At 44.8% G+C, this 22,038-nt stretch carries 13 protein-coding genes; 3 read left to right on the top strand and 10 right to left on the bottom strand.

Going from position 1 to position 22,038, the window contains the following annotated elements:
* On the bottom strand, positions 1-1,462 hold a 1,462-nt coding region (locus tag ACAN54_RS26410; protein WP_379162685.1), incomplete at its 3' end, for an Ig-like domain-containing protein.
* Positions 1,463-1,889: 427 nt separating this feature from the next.
* Between ACAN54_RS26410 and ACAN54_RS26405 the strand changes: the two genes are divergently transcribed.
* Positions 1,890-6,329, top strand: a complete 4,440-nt coding sequence (locus ACAN54_RS26405; RefSeq protein ID WP_379162682.1) for a helix-turn-helix transcriptional regulator — start codon at positions 1,890-1,892, stop codon at positions 6,327-6,329.
* A gap of 115 nt (positions 6,330-6,444) precedes the next feature.
* Here ACAN54_RS26405 and ACAN54_RS26400 read toward each other — a convergent pair whose 3' ends face one another.
* Positions 6,445-8,823, bottom strand: coding sequence for an ABC transporter ATP-binding protein/permease (locus ACAN54_RS26400; protein ID WP_379162679.1), 2,379 nt, complete (start codon positions 8,821-8,823; stop codon positions 6,445-6,447).
* Positions 8,824-9,023: 200 nt separating this feature from the next.
* Between ACAN54_RS26400 and ACAN54_RS26395 the strand changes: the two genes are divergently transcribed.
* Positions 9,024-9,698, top strand: a complete 675-nt coding sequence (locus ACAN54_RS26395; RefSeq protein ID WP_379162676.1) for a response regulator transcription factor — start codon at positions 9,024-9,026, stop codon at positions 9,696-9,698.
* Positions 9,695-10,744: a HAMP domain-containing sensor histidine kinase gene (locus tag ACAN54_RS26390; RefSeq protein WP_379162673.1), complete on the top strand. Its 1,050-nt coding sequence runs from the start codon at positions 9,695-9,697 to the stop codon at positions 10,742-10,744. Before ACAN54_RS26395 ends, ACAN54_RS26390 begins: the two co-directional genes overlap by 4 nt.
* Positions 10,745-10,896: 152 nt before the next feature.
* Here ACAN54_RS26390 and ACAN54_RS26385 read toward each other — a convergent pair whose 3' ends face one another.
* The 8 genes from ACAN54_RS26385 to ACAN54_RS26350 form a co-directional block, all read right to left on the bottom strand.
* Entirely contained in the window at positions 10,897-11,862 is a 966-nt protein-coding gene (locus tag ACAN54_RS26385; RefSeq protein ID WP_379162670.1) for a glycoside hydrolase family 43 protein, read from the bottom strand.
* 54 nt (positions 11,863-11,916) lie between these two features.
* On the bottom strand, positions 11,917-12,771 hold the full coding sequence (locus tag ACAN54_RS26380; RefSeq protein ID WP_379162667.1) for a carbohydrate ABC transporter permease: 855 nt from the start codon (positions 12,769-12,771) through the stop codon (positions 11,917-11,919).
* Positions 12,758-13,747, bottom strand: coding sequence for a carbohydrate ABC transporter permease (locus tag ACAN54_RS26375; protein ID WP_379162664.1), 990 nt, complete (start codon positions 13,745-13,747; stop codon positions 12,758-12,760). The genes ACAN54_RS26380 and ACAN54_RS26375 overlap by 14 nt, the downstream gene beginning before the upstream one ends.
* Positions 13,748-13,809: 62 nt before the next feature.
* Entirely contained in the window at positions 13,810-15,216 is a 1,407-nt protein-coding gene (locus ACAN54_RS26370) for an ABC transporter substrate-binding protein (RefSeq protein WP_379162661.1), read from the bottom strand.
* Between the two features lie 214 nt (positions 15,217-15,430).
* On the bottom strand, positions 15,431-17,170 hold the full coding sequence (locus ACAN54_RS26365; RefSeq protein ID WP_379162658.1) for an ABC-F family ATP-binding cassette domain-containing protein: 1,740 nt from the start codon (positions 17,168-17,170) through the stop codon (positions 15,431-15,433).
* A 303-nt stretch (positions 17,171-17,473) separates the two neighbouring features.
* Positions 17,474-18,142 (bottom strand): MBL fold metallo-hydrolase, encoded by a 669-nt coding sequence (locus tag ACAN54_RS26360; RefSeq protein ID WP_379162655.1) that lies wholly within the window; start codon positions 18,140-18,142, stop codon positions 17,474-17,476.
* Positions 18,143-18,194: 52 nt separating this feature from the next.
* Positions 18,195-20,930, bottom strand: a complete 2,736-nt coding sequence (locus ACAN54_RS26355; protein WP_379162652.1) for an AMP-binding protein — start codon at positions 20,928-20,930, stop codon at positions 18,195-18,197.
* A gap of 231 nt (positions 20,931-21,161) precedes the next feature.
* Positions 21,162-21,923, bottom strand: coding sequence for an SDR family NAD(P)-dependent oxidoreductase (locus ACAN54_RS26350; protein ID WP_379162650.1), 762 nt, complete (start codon positions 21,921-21,923; stop codon positions 21,162-21,164).
* Positions 21,924-22,038 lie beyond the last annotated feature (115 nt).

Genomic DNA, 22,038 nt, shown 5'->3' with positions numbered 1-22,038 from the left:
CCACAGCCAGCGTGCTGTTCACGCTGGACGGCGCTCCGGCCACGAACTGTACCGTTGCCGTTCCTGTTAGCGCACTGCCGCCGACAGTAGCACTTACGGTTGCGGTTCCCACCGTTACCGGCGCCGTCAGCGTCGCCGTATAGGTCCCGTTATGGTTATCCGTTACGGCACTTACCGTTCCCGAGGTCGTCGTGATTCCCACCGTCGACCCTCCAGTGGTCAGCGCATTACCCTGCGCATCCCTAAGCTTCACCGTTACCGCCGTCTGGCTCGTGCCGTTCGCCGTCAGCGAGCTATTGGCCACAGCCAGCGTGCTGTTCACGCTGGACGGCGCTCCGGTCACGAACTGTACCGTCGCCGTTCCTGTTAGCGCACTGCCGCCGACAGTAGCGCTTACTGTCGCCGTTCCCACCGTTACCGTCGCCGTCAGAACCGCCGTATAGGTCCCGTTATGGTTATCCGTTACGGCACTTACCGTTCCCGAGGTCGACGTGATTCCCACCGTCGCCCCTCCGGTGGTCAGCGCATTGCCCTGCGCATCCTTCAGCTTCACCGTCACTGTCGTCTGACTCGTTCCGTCTGCCGTCAGCGAGCTATTGCCCACAGCCAGCGTGCTGTTCACGCTGGACGGCGCTCCGGCCACGAACTGTACCGTTGCCGTTCCTGTTAGCGCACTGCCGCCGACAGTAGCACTTACGGTTGCGGTTCCCACCGTTACCGACGCCGTCAGCGTCGCCGTATAGGTGCCGTTATGGTTATCCGTTACGGCACTAACCGTCCCCGATGTCGACGCGATTCCCACCGTCGCCCCTCCGGTGTTCAGCGCATTGCCCTGCGCATCCTTTAGCTTCACGGTCACTGTCGTCTGACTCGTACCGTCCGCTATAATACTTGATTCAGCACTAGAGATCTCACTTAATGCAGGAGATGTCGAATAATCGGCAATTATGTACGTTCTGAAAGAGAAGTCATAATCGTTAGCCACCGAGTATCCTCTCGAATACGGGTTGCCAGTACTGCCATACCACCCGTTGCCGTTCGATCCTCCTCCGAATTCCGTGGTAACAACCATTCGATACATCGTGTCCTTCTGCAAGTAGGGCGATGCTCCTGAGAAATCAACCGACACCCAGTCTGAACCATAAGAAGCCAGTTGCGCTTCAGCGAGCAAGGTCGAAAGATCGCCATCCTTATAGAGCCTTACCTTCAGAGCTCCCGGCGTACCGTAAGCCCCTGTAATATTCAGATCTATCCTGCTAAGACTCCCGGCAATTCCCGGCGTAAAGGTTTGATATTTTTCACTTTCATAATTCACCCATATACTCCCGGTAGCATTCTCCTGCTTTTGATCCAGAACCTCCGGACCTGCAGCAGACACCTTCACTTGAGAGACCGTTCCCAAGACAATCATGAATATAAGAGTCATTGCAATCCAGCGCTGTAACCGTTTTATAGCTTGCACTACATATCCCCCATTCTCAACTTCCAATGAATCAAAAAATGCTTATGTAAATTGTAACTTTTATCTACCAAATCTAAATGAGCTAACCGATATAATGAATTAACTCACGAAAAAAGTGCCTCCTCCAACAATTAGTGCCGCTACGAAAAAAATACCAAAATACCATTTTGTAAATTTAAAACCGATCCCGGAACCGTCCCACCAAATCTTCGCAAAGATCACAATTCCAAGAAGAAGAATACTAATAAATGCAATCAGAGCGTTTTCCATTTTCCTTCACCTAGACCTCTCCTACTTTTTAAATTCAGCCCATATATCATACTCTCAGAATAGAGCCATTACTTTAAATTTTCTATACCTAAAAAGGTATATCTTCTATTACAATGATTGTATTCGCTACTACGCCCAAGATTAGAGGTGTCCATAAATGAAAACAAACCAATCGCCCGACATTGTTATCAGAAGCTCATCCCATAATCAGATGACACTCAGGGAATGGATGAAGGAACAAACCGGCAGGAACCCGGAGGCGCTACTCGCCCTTGTCCGGTCCATTGCAGCTTGTGTTCTGCAGCTCCATCAGTTGCAGATCCTTCATCTCGATTTGCGGCCCGAGAGGATCGGTATCCGCTCGAATGGAGAGACTTCTGAGGCTTATTTAACAGATTACGGTTATGCCCTCCACCGTTCAGACAACGGTTATGTTCGTCCGGACGGCTATGGTGTATCAGACACAGGCTTGCCCTATTGTTCACCTGAGAATACAGGCAGAATGCTGAGGTCAGTGGATGAGCGAAGCGATCTGTACTCTTTAGGCGTTATTTTCTATGAATTATTGGCTGGACATCTGCCTTTTCCCGCCGACAATCCGCTGGAATGGGTGTATATGCATTTGGCGCAAGCCCCCTCTCCGCTGTCGCAGGAAGAGTCTACTTTACCGGAAGGCTTGGAAGCTGTAGTCATGAGACTGCTCGACAAAAATCCGGATAACCGCTATCAGAATGCAGGATATTTATTAGCAGACTTAGACAAAGTTGGGGGTTCCCACGATACCTTTTTTATGGAACCGGGATTTCACGGCAGAGAATATGAGATTTCCATGCTGACCCAGGCCTTTTATTCCGCTTGCTTCGGATCCACAGAAATGGTGTATGTGTCCGGTGAAGCCGGCATCGGCAAGACAAGCCTTTTGAACGAGGTATTCCGCAAACAGCAGCATGCCCGTAATTTTTTCTATATCACCGGTAAGTTTGAGCAGATCTCTAAGGAAAGTCCCTATCTTCCGATTATTCAGGCCTTTCGTGGCTTGATACGGCATTTGCTGGGGGAACGCAAGGAACAGTCTGAGCTATGGAGACAAAAGCTGCAGGATGCACTCGGGGCAAGCGCCAACGTAATTACTGCCATTATTCCTGAAGCTGAGCTGATACTCGGCACCCTGCCATCTGCTGAAGAGCTTCCGGCCAATGAATCAAAGAAACGGTTTATCTATGTTTTCCGCAAATTTGTCCAAGCGCTGGCTTCTAAAGAACATCCCCTTGTGCTGTTTATTGATGATTTGCAATGGGCGGATTCTTCGTCGCTGCAGTTAATACACGCGCTTCTATGCGATCCGGAATGCCAATATTTGATGTTTGTCTGCACCTATCGCCATAACGATATAGATCTTAGCAAGCTTCCAGGGTACGAGCTGGACGGGGGCGTTACCGATCAAGCCGTTATCCGGCATATTCATCTGTCTCCACTGAGTCTTGAGCAGATGAACGAGATTACGATGGAGACCTTGAATAGTCCGGCGGAGGCCGCACACTCCTTTACAGAACTGCTATATCATAAATCCAACGGAAATCCCTTTCATTTTAAGCAAATATTGCTGAGTCTGCAGGATGACGGCATTCTGATGTATAACTACGAGAATCGATGCTGGCAATGGGATTTGGGGTCGGTTATCGGGCAGGAGCCCAGCTATGCTATCAATGACTTGATGGAGCATAGAATGCGGCGTCTTCCATCCGCTGCACAGGAGCTGCTTCAGATTGCAGCTTGTGCAGGAGGCACCTTCCACCCGGATTTTATAGCTTCCGTCGCCAATCAGGACGTCGGGGAAGTGACATCTGAATGGTTCAAGATTGAAGCCGAAGGAATGATTGCAGCAGATGAAGCGGGTACATTCCGTTTTGTCCACGATAATATACATAAGCTGATTTACAGTCAAATGGATGATGATACGAAACAGACGATCCATATTGCAATAGGCAGAGCCTTGATCAGGGAGGCTTCGGGACACGAAGAGAGCTTGTTTGAGGCGGTCAACCATATGAACAGAGGCTCTGGCAAAATCACTGGAAAAGCAGAGATCCTTCAGCTTATACAATTCAATCTGGATGCGGGAATCCGTGCGAAGACCACCTCCGCCTTCGACGTTGCGCTCGGTTATTTCAGAAAAGGGGTCGAATTACTGCCCCCGGAAGCTTGGAACAACGCCTTCGAGCTCTGTTTTGAACTGAATGCCGAGCAGGCTGAATGTGAATATTTAAGCGGTAATGCTGTGGAGTCTGACCGAATAATCGATTTCTTGCTTCTTCGTGCGCGTAGTAGTGTGGAGCGGAGCAGAGTGCGTATGATCCGGATTATGCAATACATCAATCGGGGTAAATATCTGGAAGGCACTGCGCTCGGCCTTGAAAGTCTGCGGGAGCATCATGTTAATATTTCGAACAATCCTGGCAAGTTCGAACTGTTCGTTGAGGCGCTGCGAATCGATGTGCTGCTGCACAACCGGTATGACCGGCTCGCTCATTTGGAGGAAATGTCCGACAAAGACCGGATTGCTGCCATGCAGCTCATTCTGGCGATTACCCCCTCCACCTTCTTCACGAACAAGAAGATTTTTTTCCTGCTCACATGCAGAGCCATCCAATTATCTGTTAAGTATGGAAACACCCCCGTGTCTGCAGCGGTCTATTCCGCTTACAGCATGCTTTTGGGGTACACACGGGGGAAATTTGATAAGGGCTATGCGATTGGCAAGGTCGGAATTGAGCTATCCGAGCGTTACAATATTACTTCAGTCAGAAGCAAAACCTATACCATGTTCGGCGGTGTACTCTGTCAATTTGCCGGAAATGCCCGTGAGGGTGATACATACTTGGCAAAAGCGCTGCGTTTGGGGATGGAATCCGGGGATTATGTGTTTGCCAGCTATGCCATGGGTGCGCACATCAATTCACTGTACACGAGAGCACCTTTAACTGAATTCTCCAGAACTATAACTGAATATATGGTGTTTCTGGATACGACTAACGATGAGTTCGTGAAGCAGAACTTTTACTTGTATCAGCAATTTATTCTTGCCTTACAGGGAAGAACGATTTCACCGGATTCCTTCAGCAGTACCGGCTTTAATGAAGAAGAATTCCTAAGCCGGATTCAGATGGAGGAGACCTCGGCAACGACCTTATTTCAATACTGCACCTATAAGACTCAGCTCAGCTACATGCTGGGCAATTATGAGGAGGCTATCCGCCGGGCAAGTCAGGCAGAGTCCTATGAAGCCTATGCCACGCATCTCCCGCATTTGCCGGAATGCCTGATGTATGAATCACTAGCCGTATTGGCTAATGCTGTACCGTCTGCTAAGCGGTCTTATTGGAATAGACGATTACGCAGCAATCTCCGCCGCTTTACCAAATGGGCTGCATCGAGTCCGGCCAATTACCGGTCCAGGTTTTACCTGCTCCAGGCTGAGCATGCACGTGCCGCTGGTAAAGGTATTCTAGCTGAGGAATTGTATGATAAAACCATCCGCGAAGCCAGAGAACAAGGCGACGTTCAGGTGACAAGCCTTGCCGGCGAACTTGCAGCCAAATACTACCTGAATCTTGATAAAGGAAAAACAGCCCTCTTCTATTTGCAATTAGCGCTGGAGGCATATACCGAGTGGGGAGTTCAAATCAAAGTAAAGCAGTTAGAAGATCTGCTGCACTGCTGGCAGCGCGAGGAACAGGCTGATGAATCTTTTGAAATCATGCCAATTCCGGCAAGCCAGAGTGAAATAGATCTGAGGGGAGAGCCCGCCAGCACTCCTCTTAAGGCCCATGCCCTGGACGCTCTGGATCTTGCAGCGATTCTCAAAACCACACAGGTGATCACGAATCAGATGGACAGTGATACCGTTCTTGCTGAGATCATGAACACCATTATGAAATATGCAGGTGCCAGCAAGGGGGCTTTGCTGATGGACTATAATGATGGACTGTATATTCAGGTCTACGCCGATTCAGACAACCAGACTCTTCCCTCACCATCAGCACTGAATGGAAGCCCCCATTTGCCGGAGGGCATCATCCGGTATGTCTTTCGCACACAAGAGCATGTCCATTATATCGGTGGTGAGGAGAGCTGGCTGATCCATAACCCGTATATGGCGAAACACCGGCCCGGGTCCGCACTCTGCATACCAGTAACCGTTCACGGAAATATGCTGGGTGTTCTATACCTGGAAAATAAGCTGGCAAGCGGAGTGTTCGCCTATGATCGCCTAAGTGTCCTTCAGGCCATGGCTTCCAACGGCATTTTATTCTGCATGCTGCAAAATACGGCCGGGCAGTCCATCCATAATCCGGAAGCTGATGAGGAAGCAGCTTCTTATTCAACTCTAATGGAGGAACCGCTCACAGACCGTGAACTTGAGGTGCTCTCCTTATTGGCGGCAGGATTGTCCAATAAGGAGATTGCCGATCAATTAATCATCGCGATTGGAACGGTAAAAGTGCATGTGAAGAATATTTTCGCCAAACTAAAGGTTAACCGGCGTACCAAAGCCATTATCCAGGCGAAAGAGCTGAATCTGCTTAACCGTCCATGATTGTTTCTCTGCTAGGTAACCAGCATATGAAAAGCCGATCCAACGAAGGATCGGCTCTTTTTCTATAGGGGAATATGTTTTTTCCAGCCAAACCTATAACGGAACTGTTTGTCCTTTACTCACTCCGCAGTGCTGCTACCGGATCTTTCTTTGCGGCCATCTTGGCCGGAATGAAACCGCCGATCATCGTAAGTCCTACACTGATCACGCCCAGAATCAGCGCATGCAATGGATTCAGCTGGGCGACATTCGACAGATCGGTAAGATTATACAGTATTGCATTAACCGGAATGGTCAGCAGGTAGGTAATTCCAATCCCCAGAATCCCGGAGCAAGCCCCGATGATAAAAGTCTCGGCATTAAATACCCGTGTAATATCCTTCTTGCGGGCACCCAGTGCACGCAGAACTCCAATCTCTTTGGTCCGCTCCATCACAGAAATGTAGGTGATGATCCCGATCATGATCAACGACACCACCAGAGAAATCGCTGCAAAAGCAATCAGTACCATGGTAATCCCGTCCATAATACTGCCGGAGATGTTGGTAACAATAGCCGCCAGATCGGTATACATCACTTGATCCTTGGGTTCACGGCCTTCATTCCATTTGTCCAGATAAGCTGCGACTGATTCCTTGGCGCTGAAATCGATCGGGTACAAGGATACCGAGTTCGGGATATCTGTTGCCCCCAGAGAGGCAAGTGCATCCTCTTTGGTCAAGGAAGCACTGCCTACCGCCGCGCCTCCACCAGGGCCCATCATCAGCGGGCTTGTACCTGCTGCTCCGGCTGAACCACTGCCTGCAACACCATCTGACAATACTTGACCGGTCAGCACATTGAAGTCTGCTCCTTCCTGTGCCAATACGATCTCGGATTTCTCTGCATCTGCTATAAATGTAGCGGCAAGCTCATCCGAATAGGCAATGCCCGGAGACAGTGTAGATACGCTGGAGCCTTCCTTGCCGCGTAGAACCCCAACGATATTCAAGGTCACAGCTTTGGGGCTGTTATAGAGCTCTGTTAAATCCGCCGCAGTTCCGTTTACGACAAACTGCTCACCGCTTTTACGGTAATAGTCATTGTTCATTACCAGCTTCAACGGGGTCCCAATGAGATCTCCCAGATTAATACTATCGGCTTTATAATCCAGCCCCAGGGCATCTACCGCAGCATCGGTCAGACGGTTGTATTCATCCACGATAAGTACGACATCAGTCTTCTCGGAAGGGTATTCCCCCTCCAGCACATCATAATATTGCTTCAGATAGCTCCCCGTCTCACTTCCCTGTTTGCTCGGATATGCGGTTAAGCTGATGTTGTTTTTATCCAGCGTAGTGGCCTTTTGTCCGTCCGATACCAGTACATTCATATTCACGGTGCGGGTATAGGAAATGCCGTCAATCAGCTTAGGATCGATTTTATTTAAATAATCTATATATTCCTTGGTCAGCACATTGGTATGCTGTTTGGAATTTACGCTGGGGTCATAGGGATACAGCTTTTTCTCTGCAGGGTACGAGGGAAGTTCTGATGCTCCGTCGCTTGGCGGCCCCAGTTCAACACTCATTGCCGTCTGATTGATCGAGATCGGGAAGTTGGAGAGAGCACCTGTCTCATAGGAGCTGATCTGCTTGTCGAACCCATTCGACAAGGACAGAATCAAGGCAATACCAATGATTCCGATACTTGAGGCAAAAGCGGTCAAACCCGTCCGCCATTTCTTGGTCGCAATGTTCTTTCCGGATAATTTCAGGGCGGTGAAAAAGCCCATGCTGGTTTCTTTTAGCTTGTATGAGCTTGAGATCTTTTGATTCGCCAGCGGATTGCTGTCGGATATCGCGTGACCATCCGAGAAGCGGATTACGCGGTCTGCATAGCTCTCCGCAAGCTCCGGGTTATGCGTAACCATAATGACCAGCTTATCCTCAGCAATTGACTTGATCAGCTCCATGATCTGTTCACTGGTCTCTGTATCCAGAGCCCCTGTCGGCTCATCGGCGAGAATAATATCCGGATTGTTGGCCAGGGCTCGGGCAATCGCTACGCGCTGCATCTGACCGCCGGAGAGCTGATTCGGCTTCTTATGGACATGTTCCTTGAGTCCAACCTTCTCCAATACTTCAAGCGCCTTACGGTGCTTCTCGGCCGGGGCCACCCCGCTGAGCGTCATGCCCATCTCTACATTATCCGAGATACTCAGATGCGATATCAGATTATAGCTTTGAAAAATAAAGCCCACACTATTATTACGGTAAGCATCCCAGTCCCCGTCTTTGAAGTGCTCCGTGGATTGTCCGTTGATGATCAGCTCTCCGCTGTCATATTGATCGAGCCCGCCGATGATATTCAGCAGCGTAGTCTTTCCCGATCCGCTTTGGCCCAGAACTGCGACGAATTCACTTTCTCTGAAATTCAAGTTCACTTTATCCAGTGCGACTTGTGTGAATTCTCCGGTTTTGTAGCTCTTGGTGATGTTTTTTAATTGCAGCATCGTATTCAGTCTCCCTTTCCATTCCATCCCTGTAATCATGGGTCCCGCTAATCTCTCTCTTCTTGTCTTGCTGGCCCCAGTATAAGCGCCCAAAGTAAACTAAACCTCAACTTCGGCAGTTGAGATTCACTTGATCTTCATGCGGTATACTTAAACCATCTATATACTGAAATCAATGAAGCATCTCAGGAGGAAAGCCTATGTTTAATATTCTTGTAGTTGAGGATGACAGCAAATTGCGGCAGCTCTTCTGCACCGTCCTGACCAAAAACGGATATAACCCTATACCGGCAGTGAACGGGGAGGATGCACTCACGCTGCTGGATAAGGAATATGTTGATTTGATCATCTGCGATATTATGATGCCGCTCATGGACGGATATGAGCTGACGCGGACACTCAGAGACAACAATAATAATCTCCCGGTTCTCATGGTGACGGCACGGGAGAATTTCGCTGACAAACAACAGGGGTTTCTTGTCGGAATCGACGATTATATGGTCAAACCGGTGAATGTAAATGAAATGATGCTACGGGTGGGGGCACTGCTTCGCCGGGCCAGAATTATCAGCGAACGCCGGATCGAATGGGGAGGAACTGTGCTGGACTATGATGCATTAACCGTCATTCGGAGTCAGGAGAGTATCCTTCTTCCGCAGAAGGAATTTTATTTACTCTATAAATTAATCTCCTATCCGAACAAAATCTTTACCAAACAGCAGCTGATGGATGAAATTTGGGGGATGGATACGGAATCCGACGAGCATACGGTGGTTGTTCATATTAACCGCTTGCGCGAGCGTTTCAGAGAGAACCCGGACTTTGAAATTGTCACTGTAAGGGGACTTGGCTATAAGGCGGTGAAGCTGGGATGAAGCGCCAGAAAAGAGGCGGTCTGTGGTGGCATTTTGTATCGCTTGTGTTTGTGATTATTCTGTCCTTTGTTTTACTGATGTCAGTCTTGGCCTATCTATATATCAGACTGGGCAATGAAGCTGTTTTACACAGGAATCCCTTTCCTCCTATTCTGACCATTGTTGTATTCAGCCTCGTCATCGGAACAACAATCACAATAACCGTGGGCCGAAAAATACTATCTCCCATTGCAGATCTGATCAAGGCGGCCAAAGAGGTCTCCACAGGCAATTTTGAGATTCATTTGAATGAATCGCACCGGGTGGGTGAGATCCGCGACGTCGCCCACCACTTCAACCTTATGGTTCAGGAACTGCGCAGCATTGAGACACTCCGCAATGATTTTGTAGTCAATGTCTCTCACGAATTCAAGACACCCATTGCGGCTATCGAGGGATATGCCACTCTCCTGCAGGAAGAACATCTCAGTAAAGAGGAGCATGACGAATACACCGGCATGATTATTGACAGTGCCCGCCAATTGTCCACCCTATCCGGTAATATCCTCAAAATATCTAAGCTCGAAAACCAGGAACTGCTCACCGAACTTACGGAATACCGCCTCGATGAGCAGCTCCGTCAGGCTCTGTTATTGCTGGAAGCAGTCTGGGCTCCCAAGCAGTTGAACCTTAACATTGATCTGGACGAGCTGCGTTATTACGGGAATGAAGAGCTGGTCATGCAGGTATGGCTCAATCTACTTGGCAATGCGGTCAAATTCACACCGGAAGGCGGAGAAATCTCAGTCACTCTTCAGTCCGAAGACCGCTGGATTACAGTAGTTATATCCGATACAGGAATAGGAATGACCCCTCAAGTATGCAAGCATATTTTCGAAAAATTCTACCAAGGCGACCCTGCCCGTTCCTCCGAAGGTAACGGCCTGGGCCTGCCTCTGGTCAGCCGCATCATCAGCTTAAGCGGAGGAACGATTGAGGTCAGCAGCAAGCCGGGGATGGGGTCGACGTTTACGGTACGGTTGCCTATAGCAGATATCATAAAATAAATGAATTTTCCGCTTCGGTTCAAAGAAAAAGAAACCTCTCCTTGGAAGAGTTCAGTAACTCCATTTCTTCCAAAGAGGGTTTCTTTTGTAACCCAGAAAAGGCTGTAGAAGTCGCCTTTCAGAGTAGATTCTGTTAAAGGAAGTATACTCGATTAGAGGATTACCGGCCGGATTCTGCCGTCTTCTTCATAATGGAGCTCTGTAAATTTGACACAGCGTTTGTGGTCCACGCCGCCGGACAGGGATGCGTCATGGTAGAACAAGTACCATTTCCCGTCAAATTCCACGATGGAATGATGAGTCGTCCAGCCTACGACCGGTTCCAGAATGGTTCCCTGAAAGACAAAAGGTCCACAAGGCTTGTCGCTGACGGCATAGACGATTTTATGGGTCGTACCTGTGGAATAGGACAGATAATATTTGCCTTTATACTTATGCATCCATGGACCTTCGAAATATCTTCTGTCCTCATCACCCGCAAGGATTGCGTTCCCTTCCTCATCGGTAATAAGGATTTCCTCCGGGGCCGATTGTAAGGCCAGCAAATCTTCACTCAGCTCCGCTACCCGCGGACCGTAAGCCGGCTCCCCCGGACCTTTCTCAGCGGCATCCGGCTGGTACACGCCAGTATGCCACTTTTCTAATTGTCCGCCCCATAATCCGCCAAAATACATATAGGCTCTTTCATCCTCGTCAACGAATACGGCGGGATCGATGCTGAAGCTTCCTTTGATATAGCTTTCCTGAGCCTGAAAAGGACCAGCCGGAGAGGTAGCTGTAGCCACTCCAATCCGGAAAATGCCCTCCTTGTCCCTGGCCGGGAAAAATAAGTAATATGTCCCCTGCCGGTATGCGGCATCGGGTGCCCACATTTGTGTTGAGGCCCAAGGCACATCCCGGAGATGAAGCGCCTCCCCATGATCCACACACGGAGACGACGGATTTTCTAAGGAAAACACATGGTAATCTTCCATCGCGTACTGGTCGCCATTATCATTCGTAGGGCCATCGTGATCGATATCATGGGATGGGTAAATATAGAGCTTGCCCTCAAATACATGCGCGGAGGGGTCTGCTGTGTAGAGATGGGTTACCAGAGGTTTATTTTGTGCTGCCATAGTAGGATTCTTCCCCTCATTGTATTCGACTTTGAAGCGTGCCTGTCAACAGTATTATTCTTTGACGCCACCCAGTGCTACACCCGCGATAATATAACGGGATAGCAGGAAGTACACCACAAATAGCGGCAGTGCCGTCAAAGCCAGACCCATATAGATTGAGCCGAACTCCGTCTTGTAAATATCACCGCGAAGCAAGCTGACCATGATCGGCATCGTGTATTTCTCTTTCTGGGTCAGCAGGATCAGCGGCATGAACAGGTTGTTCCAGTTGGCTACAAAGGCAAAGATAGCCTGTGTTGCCACAGCCGGCATCATCAGCGGCAGGATGATTCGGTTAAATGTGAAGAATTCACCAGATCCGTCTACACGTGATGCTTCTACGATCTCTATCGATAGCGTAGCGAGCAGATATTGGCGCATGAAGAACACCACTGCCGGTGCTGCAATCGCTGGCAGAATCAGCGGCCAGAAGCTATTGGTCCAATGCAGCTTATACATGAACTGGTAGAAACCGATAGCACTTGCCTGAGATGGGATCATCATCACACACAGAATGAAGGTAAAGAATGGCTTTTGAAGTTTCCAGCTATAAGTCACAAGGCCATATGCTGCCAGGGAAGAGAAATAGACCGTGCATATTGTTGCAGAGCTGGAGATAATCAACGAATTCAGGAACCCTTGAAGGGGATCAAAGCTCTTGTCGAGCAGCACGTGCAGGTTGCTCATCATATGGGTTGAAGGAATCAATGAAAGACCACTTTGAATCTCCGGCGTAGAACGCGTAGCGTTGATAAACATGATCCAAAACGGAAGGATGCTAAGCAACGATAAAGAGATACAGATGACGTAGATAACCGTCTTGCTTACCTTTCGATTAAAGGTTCCACTTTCCTTAATTTTTTCCATAAGTTGCACCTCCCTGCACGTTTGCTGCTTGAGCAGCTTTCCTATTTTTCTTCTCTGCTTTTTTCAATCTTTCTGCGTCGCGGTCACGCATCAAGTAGAATACGCATGCAGACAATACTCCCGCGATTATGAACATGATCATACTCGCTGCTGCAGCACGATTATACAGATAGCTACCCTTGAACGCTTGACCATAGATAAACATGGACGTGGTAAGTGTGGAGTCGTCAGGTCCGCCTGCCAGGAACAGCTGCGGAATGTCGAACATGGTCAAACCGCCAATCATCGATGTAATCAGTGTGAACAACATAATTGTTCGAAGACTTGGTAGTGTAATGCGGAAGAACGTTTGAAATCCGTTTGCACCATCAATCGCCGCAGATTCGAAGAGAGCCGGATTGATGCCCATAACGCCTGCGATAAGAATGATCATAGTGTTGCCGTACCACATCCAGAACTGGATGAACGCCACAATGCCTCGCGCTGTCGTCTTATCCTGTAAAAAGAATATTGGGTGGTCGGTCCATCCTAGCGATTGAAACAAACTGTTAATGGGACCCATCGGATAGGCAAACAACGTGCTAAAAAGCACTGCGATTGTACTTGCAGTAATAATATTTGGCATATAGAGCAGAACCTTAAAAAATCCCTGCCCCTTGATGTTGAGACGCCGGTTCGTGAACCACGCAGTCAGCAAGAGCGCAAGAAGGATCTGAGGAACAAAGTTTACAATCCAGAGCCAGCCTGTGTTGATCAGAGATTTCCTAAAAGAATCGTTCTCAAAGATGAGTTGTTTAAAGTTTTGAAAAGGATTATCCAGAATGTGGATTGGTTTCGGTATTAATCCTTGCATATCGGTAAACCCAATCGCTGCAGTATAGAGAATGGGATACAGTGAAAAAATCAAAAATGCAAGGACAAACGGAAAGGTAAAAATATAGCCGTATTTCGAATAGTTCACACCTTTGCGGCGCATGCTCTCACCTCATTAATTGATAGGAAGAGGCGGGATAACTCACCCGCCCCTTCGATTTCTTCTTATTCGCTTTCGATATTCAGTTGATCTTTGACTTGTTGTTTGAAGGTTTCGATTGCTTTATCGCGGCTCTTTTTACCTGCTGTGTACTCGCGTACTTGGTCACGCCAGAGCTTATTGATGGTTTCGTCAAACTGGGTCAAGTTCTTACCTGAAGCGTTAGCATTGGCAGGAACGAATACATCGAACATATTCTGTCCACCAAGCAGTGGAACTTCACCATTTGATTTGGCCATAACAACGGATGATGCAACGCTGTCCTTCGTACCTTGCTCGCCTGCCTTCATTGTGCCATTAGCCCAGAAGGATTGAAGACCTGTATCGGAAGTATCAAGGGTAACCCACTTCACAAAGTCAGCAACGGCTTGTTTTTTAGCATCGTCTTTAACTACGTCTTTGTTGGCGAGCAACCAAGTTCCTCCCCAGAAGAAGCCAGTCGGCGGCTCAGTAACAGCCCAGTCGCCATTGGTGTCTTTCACTTGACCGTTCATTACATAGTTAATGAGCCAAGCGGGACCGAAGAAGCCGAAGATCGGTTGTTTGCCGGTACCGGACATGTCTGCGTACCATGCTTCAGTCCAGTCTGTTGTATCGTTGTGATAGCCGTTGTCTTTCAGCTTTTTGGAAAGATCAAGGAATGCTTCGCGCTTAGGATCGATGTGCAGCTTACCATCCACGATCCAGCCCTTGTCAGAACTGTTCTCGATCGGGTGCCAAATATCGCCGTCACCGGATACGATACCATATCCTTTAGCTTTCAGCTTTGCAGCTGCATCAAAGAACTTATCCCAGCCAGGTCCAACTTCGCTTTTGATAGCGGCTGGATCGTCGGTTCCAAATACATCCTTGGCAATTGAGCGGCGATAGATAAATGCTCCGCCGGTTGCTTGATAGCCGAGGCCTTTCAGTTGTCCATCTTTGCTACCGATATCTACGGAGTATTGAGCAATGCCTGCGTCCTTAACCATTTGATCATCAAGGCCTAGGTCCGCATAGTTAGCGGCATAGGTGGAAGCGTCGCCTTGGGTATATTTCAGTACGAAAGCTGATTCAGCTGCATAAATATCCGGTGCATCTTTCCCGCCGGCAGCCAGGGCTTGGTCAATAGCTGGCTGATAGGCCCCGTCAGTAGTTGCAATCACTGTAGTTTTGAACTCTACATTTGCGTCTGGATGAGTTTCAATATACTTTTTGGTCATGTTCGGAATCTCGTCCGTGAAGCTCCAGAGGTTAATGGTCACTTTCTCAGTGCTCTTAGCTGGAGCCTCTGTAGCGCTTGCTGCTGGGGCTGTAGTTGGGCTTGCTGCGTTAGAGTTTGAGTTGTTGTTGTTCCCTCCACATGCTGCCAGAGCTGTTGACATCATTAGCAATGTAGAGACCCCTACTAAAACACGTTTCATACTTTTCATACTTTGCCTCCCCTTTTATATTTCTTTCTCGGTTTCGTGTAACCGCATACATAATTATAGAACTGATGCCCCTCATGCATAAGGAACCACTCATTGGGAAAAATTCCACTTTTATTAGATTTTGATCTTTGTAGGCATAAAAAAGACAAATGGCCTCGTCCCTTATCTACAAAGGGCGAAGCCATTAGATCTATTATTCTCTTCCCACTGACATCTACAGCAATTTAATCAGCTCTTCAAGCTCATCAACCAAACCCTTTGCACGTTCAAAATCAGTATCTTTTAAAGCCAGTTCAATCTCCGTTTCAACTGCTTTTTTCTTTTGTTCCGTTTCTAAATAATCTCTGTCAAAATGACTGGCATATATCATTTTTCTGAATTTTCGTATGCTCATTTTCCGGATCGTCTTATCGTCAATAATTAAGACATAATCCATTCCATTTACCACTGAATAGAAATCATGAGAAATCATAAGAATCGCACCTTTATAGTCTTGGATGGCTTTCTCCAGTGCTATTTGTGTATAGGTGTCTAAATGACTTGTCGGTTCATCAAGAAGTAGTACGTTTGCTTTACTGGCAGAAACTTTAGCCAATTGAAGCATATTTTTTTCTCCGCCAGATAACGATCCTATCTTTTGATTAACAATTTCTCCTTCAAAGCCGTAGGTGGAAAGATAGGATCTAATCTCATCATAAGTTGTAAACCCGGCATCGATGAATTCTTCAAGTATTGTATTAGAATCCTTTAGCACTTCGCCCTGAAGCTGCGATAAATAAGCTACTTTAACGTCCGTATTTATTTCAATGGATTCGTGATTATTCTTAAAAATATCCCGGAGCAAAGTCGTTTTCCCGGTACCGTTTGAACCGATAAGGGCTACTTTATCCGTAGATTTTATCTCAAAGTTAACATTTTCTAAAAGTAGCTCATCAAAGGCAACACTATAATTATTAACATTTATAACAATGTCGTCTTCCATCTCATTATCCATACCGAAACTGATATCCGGTTGCTTAATATTTACGAATGGGGCTTTAATTCTACGCGCTTCCAATCTTTCTTGAAATTTAACCCTGGCTTTCAGCGCTTTTCCTCTGGAAGCTTCTGAATTATAAGTTGCGATAGCTCTAAGATTATTGATGATGTTCTCGTTTCTCGCAATTTCCTCATCCTCAGCGATTGTGAGTTCTTGCAACTCTATTTTAGTCTGAAGTAAGGAGAAATTATAATCAATATATCGTCCATCAAACTCTTGGATCTCCATGTTTTCAAGGTGAATAATTTTGTTGAAGCAGTGATTCAATAGATATCGGTTGTGCGTAACAACCAGCAGTATTCCTTTGTGGGAATTAATAAGATTTTTAAGTGCATTTAGGTTTTCAAAGTCTAAAAATACATCGGGTTCATCCATAATCATTAAGTCTGGATACTTGAGCATTTCCTTCATCACTTGAATAAGTTTGAATTCCCCGCCACTCAGGTCAGATACCCTAAGATCTTTTAGCTTCATGAGGTTTGCCAGATTTAGCTTCTTATTAATATTGCTTTCAAAATCATCCCCGCCCATTGAATCAAAGGCATCTAAAGCGAATTGATACTTCTCAAGTAACGATTCAATATCCGATGATGTCTCCATTTCAGTGCAAATGGCTGTTATTTCGTTTTGTATCTTAATAAATTCTTCTCCTATATATTCGAAAACCGTTGTTTCTTTAGTTTTGTCTGGTTGTGAGAACTGACTTACATACCCGATGCTGCAAGTGGGATCCATCTCTAACATGCCATCGAACAAGTATCTTTCTGGATCCATCAGTATATCGATCAGTGTGCTCTTCCCACTGCCACTTGTTCCTATAAAAGCGCAATGTTGTGTCTCATCAAGCGTAAACGAAATATTTTTATATAGTTCTTTTTGCGGAAAAGAGAAGGATAAGTTTTCAACTTTTATCATAGTATTACCTTTCTTTATAACCAAATTTGTGACTATTATCAGATGTACTGAAGAGCTTGAGCATAGATTTTAAGTTAACCGTGAGTTGATAGAATAACACTGTTTACAACCAACATCAATCATTTCAAATAAAGTATTGGTTTATAAGCGGATGCGTATGTTTTCGAGTTAAAAATAGGGCCATCCTAATGATAGATTAGGACAGCCCTTTTATTTCACTGGACATATATTGTCAGGTGTTAGAAACCACTTTTCAAAAACAATGGTCACTACTTCTTCGTATAGGCTTAAGAATACAAATATTTAAATGAAATTCATAAATCCTTTTTGCCCGCTACGCATCCTAAATTTAATAAAATCCGCTTCATTAGTAATATTAAGATAAATATTATTTTTTAGGACATACGAAAATTCCTGCCCTAGCTCAGCATGATACTTGTGACCAGGATAAATTTTTGTAGACAGTGGAATGATATCAACCAAACGTCTCATTGTAGCGAAAAGATCATGCGGACTAGAATTACTGTCAGTACACGTACCGCATCCTTCTATAAATAGACAATCACCAGTAAAAAGGTTGCCGTTAATTAAATACGAAATACACCCTTTTGTATGTCCAGGCGTCAAAAAAGGCTCAATTCTTAGCTTGTCTATTAATAAAGGTGTCTCATCTCTTACATAAATTATGCTTTTATCGGAAATACCAGCAATTTGTTTAGCCTCAGGAGAGATCAATATTGGAACATTGTAGTACACTGACATAAATTCGGCCAAATGGATATGATCAGAATGTCCATGTGTAATTAACACCGCTTTAATATCCAATTGCAATTTATCAGCGGCAATTAATATTTTTTCGCTTTCCCAAGCCGGATCAACTAGTACACCTATTCCATCATCGGTATAAATAATATAACTGTAGTTTATGAATTCTTTATAACAAACCCTGATTATTATTGCTTTACACTTCATATTTTCTCCTACTTACTTCAATAAGCTATGGTATTAAGGCTCTAAATCTAAATTACAACATGTTGCAAAGAGACTTTATATCTACCTTCCCATTTCCAGTAAGCGGTATTTCGGAAACCGAAATAATACGATTAGGAATCATATATAAAGGCAGTTTCTTCGATAATTCAGAACGGATTTGACGTTTAATGTCTTGAGCATTACTGCAAACTACGGCACAAATCAAGCGTGTACGACCATTTTGCATCTTATCGATAAATGCAACTGAATTCGAAATATCAGGGTGCATATTTATATATTTTTCTATTTCTCGCAAGTCAATTCTATAACTATTATGCTTAATTTCACTTGTAACTCTTCCTACTATATAAATGAGATTGTCCGAACCCAAGTAGCCTAAATCTCCTGTTTTGTATACGATCCCCCCCAATTCTTCATTCCAAACAAAGGAATCCTTTGTTTGTTCATCACTAAGGTAACCTTTTGCGAGACCTTCTCCCGCTATACAAATCTCTCCCAAAACCCGAAAGTCACACATATCTCCTTTTGAATCGATAACATATAGCCGCTGATTGGCAAGCGGTAGCCCGTATGGTATAGATGAAACATTCTCATAAGATGAACAATCATAGTAATTTGACCAGATAGAAGCTTCTGTTGCCCCTCCTAGAGCAAATAATTGAATGCGACCATATTTAGAAAACAATTCTTCAACCATTTTCTTAGGAACAAAATCCCCGCTAACTAATATCCCCCTCAATTTTTCAAACCTACATTTCAGTAAAAATTCTTTCGCTAAAGCAGGCGTTGAATTCCAGATGGTGATTTTATTGTAATAGTTATGTTCAAAAAACCAAACGTGGTCATAGATATCTACAAAAACAATAGACATTCCGCTAATGATTGCTCCAAAAATATCGAAAATAGAAAGGTCAAAATATAAGTTTGAGATATTCATTACAGTATCTTTTGGAGTAATCTTAAACTTATCAATAATATCGTAGACTGTATTTAGGGCTGCTTTTTCTGTAATGATAATACCTTTCGGTTGTCCTGTTGTTCCAGAGGTATGTATGATATAAGATTCTTCGGTATCAATGGGCGCATCTGTATCAGATACCTTGATTAATTCACCATCTTTAAAATAAATGTAGTTTTGTAAGCTCACAAGAATTTCTTCAGTCTTTTCTTCTCCAAATTTCTCATTTACCGCACAAAAAGAATCATTAGTTAAAATAGATGCCAAAATGCAAATAATAGAATGAATATTCTTCTTTCCATTGAAGGCAATGCGTACTTTATCTTTCAGATAGGTATTTTTAATTTCCTTGATTTCCATAGCTTTTTGAGTAGCCAGACCATATATTTGACCGAAAGTATACTCTGTATTGTTAATTATCGCAAAAATTTTCTCTGAACATTCTGCCGATATTTTTTCAAAGTGCCACCTTAATGTATCGAATTGAAAATTAGTTTTATATGTTTGAGCATTATAGTGCTCATATTTTGAAATTAATCCAGACTTCTTCGTATGATTATATATGGACACAATATCTTCAGTTGAGTTCAAAAATCCGCAAATCACAGAACAGTATTCAGAAAACATTGCATTAATGATAGTGGTCTCAAACATATCACTTCGATAGTCCCAAGAGATATTCAACCCCCCGCTTATATTTTTAGCCTGAAAATCGAGGTACACCTGAGGAGTTTGGGAAACAAAATAATCTAACTTAAATACATCGCCAAACAAATCATCATTCTCATTGAATAACATAGAGGTGAACACAATGGGCATAGCTGCAGAAACGGACTTCTTGTTCATTTCACGCATAATTTCCATTACTTCGAAGTGCTTATATTTTAAAGCATCAACAAGACTTAATTTTACTTTTTGAATATTCTCTTTGAAGCTTTTTTCAAAATCAAAACTTGTCTGCAACAAGAATGAAGATGTAAAATTTCCTATCGTTTTATAATAACTTTCGCCTTTTGGACGATTGAAAGAAGTGACATTAATTGATAAGTTTTGCTCTTTGGACCACTTAGAGAGAATTAGTGAATATGCGGTAAGCAGCAGATCAGTTACAGAAAAAGATAACTGATCTGCTTTGCTTTTAAGCCGAGCATATAGCTCATGATTGAGAGTGAATTCTTTACGCAATAACTCAATATCTGTTGTCTGCTCAATCTGATAATTTATTTGGGGTGCGGGGTAGATATGCTCAATGTTATTTATGTAGTGATCTCTTGATATTTCATAGAGCTTACTATCCCTTATTTCTTGATAAAAGTCCTGCATATGTAATAATTCATTTGAATAATCATAAATTGACATGAGCGGATTAGATAAAAACAACTTTAACTGTCTAATCAGCTCATATACACTCAAGCCATCAGCAATCAACTGATCTATACTGAAAGCAACCCTGAGAATACCATTACCTCTGATCGCTTCCATTGTAAAAAAAGGATAATCATACCCTTCATATTTTTTATGCGACAATTCCTTGCGTTTCAGCTCTATTAATGATTGCTCATCGAACTGACTATCAATAACCTTGATTTTATAATTTAGAGTTTCTTCGATCAAAAAATTTTCATTATCAAAAACTCTTGCTTTTAACATTGGTTGTGAAGCAATTACCTTATTAAAAGCTTCCTCCAAATCTCTTATCTGACCCTTATAGAGCAATTCAATGTAAAGATGTGTGCCTGTTCCTCCTTGGAAGTCATCCTCTTTAGACATCAAATAAGCTTTTTGTACTTCTGTCATTTTTATATACATACCTTATCATTCTCCTTGTTTTAGAGTGTTGCTTGGGTTTAACCGCAAAAGAAAGCGGCGACCTATACCGGAAAATGGATATACTTATCAGGTCTAAAGAGCGAAGGAAGATACGTTGGGGAGAAGAATTTTAACTCATCGCGTTATAATTCCAAGAGGATTGTAGCCTACTTTGTGTTACATGGGGAGCAACCATTAGATATGCTTCATCGCAAAATAGCATAACCTTCACTAACCAACAAACATTGCCCCGTTTACGTCAAGTATTGCGCCACAAATATAGGAGGCCTGCTCACTACACAGAAAACAGATCGTCGCAACCTGCTCTTGCACAGTCGACGGACGTCCGATCGGGATACGTTCTAGAATCGATGCTCGCTTCTCCTCACTGAATTCAGACCACATGACCTCCACACGTTCGGTAAGCGTCAATCCTGGGGCGACGGCGTTCACGGTGATCCCATAGGGTGCCAACTCAAATGCGCATTGTCGTGTAAATCCAATGAGGGCTGCTTTGGCAGCAGTGAAATCCGCCCCACCAAAGAAGGTATAGGTTCTCCCAGCCACGGCTGAGATATTGACCACTCGTCCCCAACCGCGCTTTTTCATTCCAGGAATTACAGCACGTGTACAATTAAACACGCTTCGTAAATTCAATTCAAACGTTGAGTTCCAGTCACTATCCTCAATCGTCTCGATCAATTTCGAATGCAGACTTCCTCCCACTGAGTTGACCAGAATATCCACCTGTCCAAATTCCTTATTTATAGACTGGAATGCCTGGTTAACCTGGTCAGCGTTGGTGACATCAACCTCGTAACACATCGAACCGTCTAGCGACCGAAGACTGTCGAAATTCTTGTCCAGTAGCACAACCTGACATCCGCTTGTCGCCAACTGTTCTGCGACAGCACGTCCGATCCCGTTTGCTGCACCAGTAACTATTGCTACACGTTCTTTCATTAGAACCCCTTTCCGGCAAAGAACTATCAAGCCCCAGCCTTACATTATTAATGCGTCACAAACAATAGTATGAACTGAATAATCAAGATAACAGTTAGTGCCTTCCATCGCACTCCACTAATCATTTCGTTTTTGGATGTATGTA

The sequence above is a fragment of the Paenibacillus diazotrophicus genome (assembly GCF_042610465.1).
The sequence above is the reverse complement of the archived record's forward strand: the minus strand, read 5'-3'. Positions and strand labels throughout refer to the sequence as shown.

Excerpts from the sequence above, each read along its gene's own strand:
- ACAN54_RS26395 (WP_379162676.1), top strand. The coding sequence starts at position 9,024 with ATGTTTAATATTCTTGTAGTTGAGGATGACAGCAAATTGCGGCAGCTC.
- ACAN54_RS26365 (WP_379162658.1), bottom strand. The coding sequence starts at position 17,170 with ATGATAAAAGTTGAAAACTTATCCTTCTCTTTTCCGCAAAAAGAACTA.
- ACAN54_RS26360 (WP_379162655.1), bottom strand. The coding sequence starts at position 18,142 with ATGAAGTGTAAAGCAATAATAATCAGGGTTTGTTATAAAGAATTCATA.
- ACAN54_RS26390 (WP_379162673.1), top strand. The coding sequence starts at position 9,695 with ATGAAGCGCCAGAAAAGAGGCGGTCTGTGGTGGCATTTTGTATCGCTT.
- ACAN54_RS26405 (WP_379162682.1), top strand. The coding sequence starts at position 1,890 with ATGAAAACAAACCAATCGCCCGACATTGTTATCAGAAGCTCATCCCAT.
- ACAN54_RS26385 (WP_379162670.1), bottom strand. The coding sequence starts at position 11,862 with ATGGCAGCACAAAATAAACCTCTGGTAACCCATCTCTACACAGCAGAC.
- ACAN54_RS26375 (WP_379162664.1), bottom strand. The coding sequence starts at position 13,747 with ATGCGCCGCAAAGGTGTGAACTATTCGAAATACGGCTATATTTTTACC.
- ACAN54_RS26370 (WP_379162661.1), bottom strand. The coding sequence starts at position 15,216 with ATGAAAAGTATGAAACGTGTTTTAGTAGGGGTCTCTACATTGCTAATG.
- ACAN54_RS26380 (WP_379162667.1), bottom strand. The coding sequence starts at position 12,771 with ATGGAAAAAATTAAGGAAAGTGGAACCTTTAATCGAAAGGTAAGCAAG.
- ACAN54_RS26400 (WP_379162679.1), bottom strand. The coding sequence starts at position 8,823 with ATGCTGCAATTAAAAAACATCACCAAGAGCTACAAAACCGGAGAATTC.
- ACAN54_RS26355 (WP_379162652.1), bottom strand. The coding sequence starts at position 20,930 with ATGTATATAAAAATGACAGAAGTACAAAAAGCTTATTTGATGTCTAAA.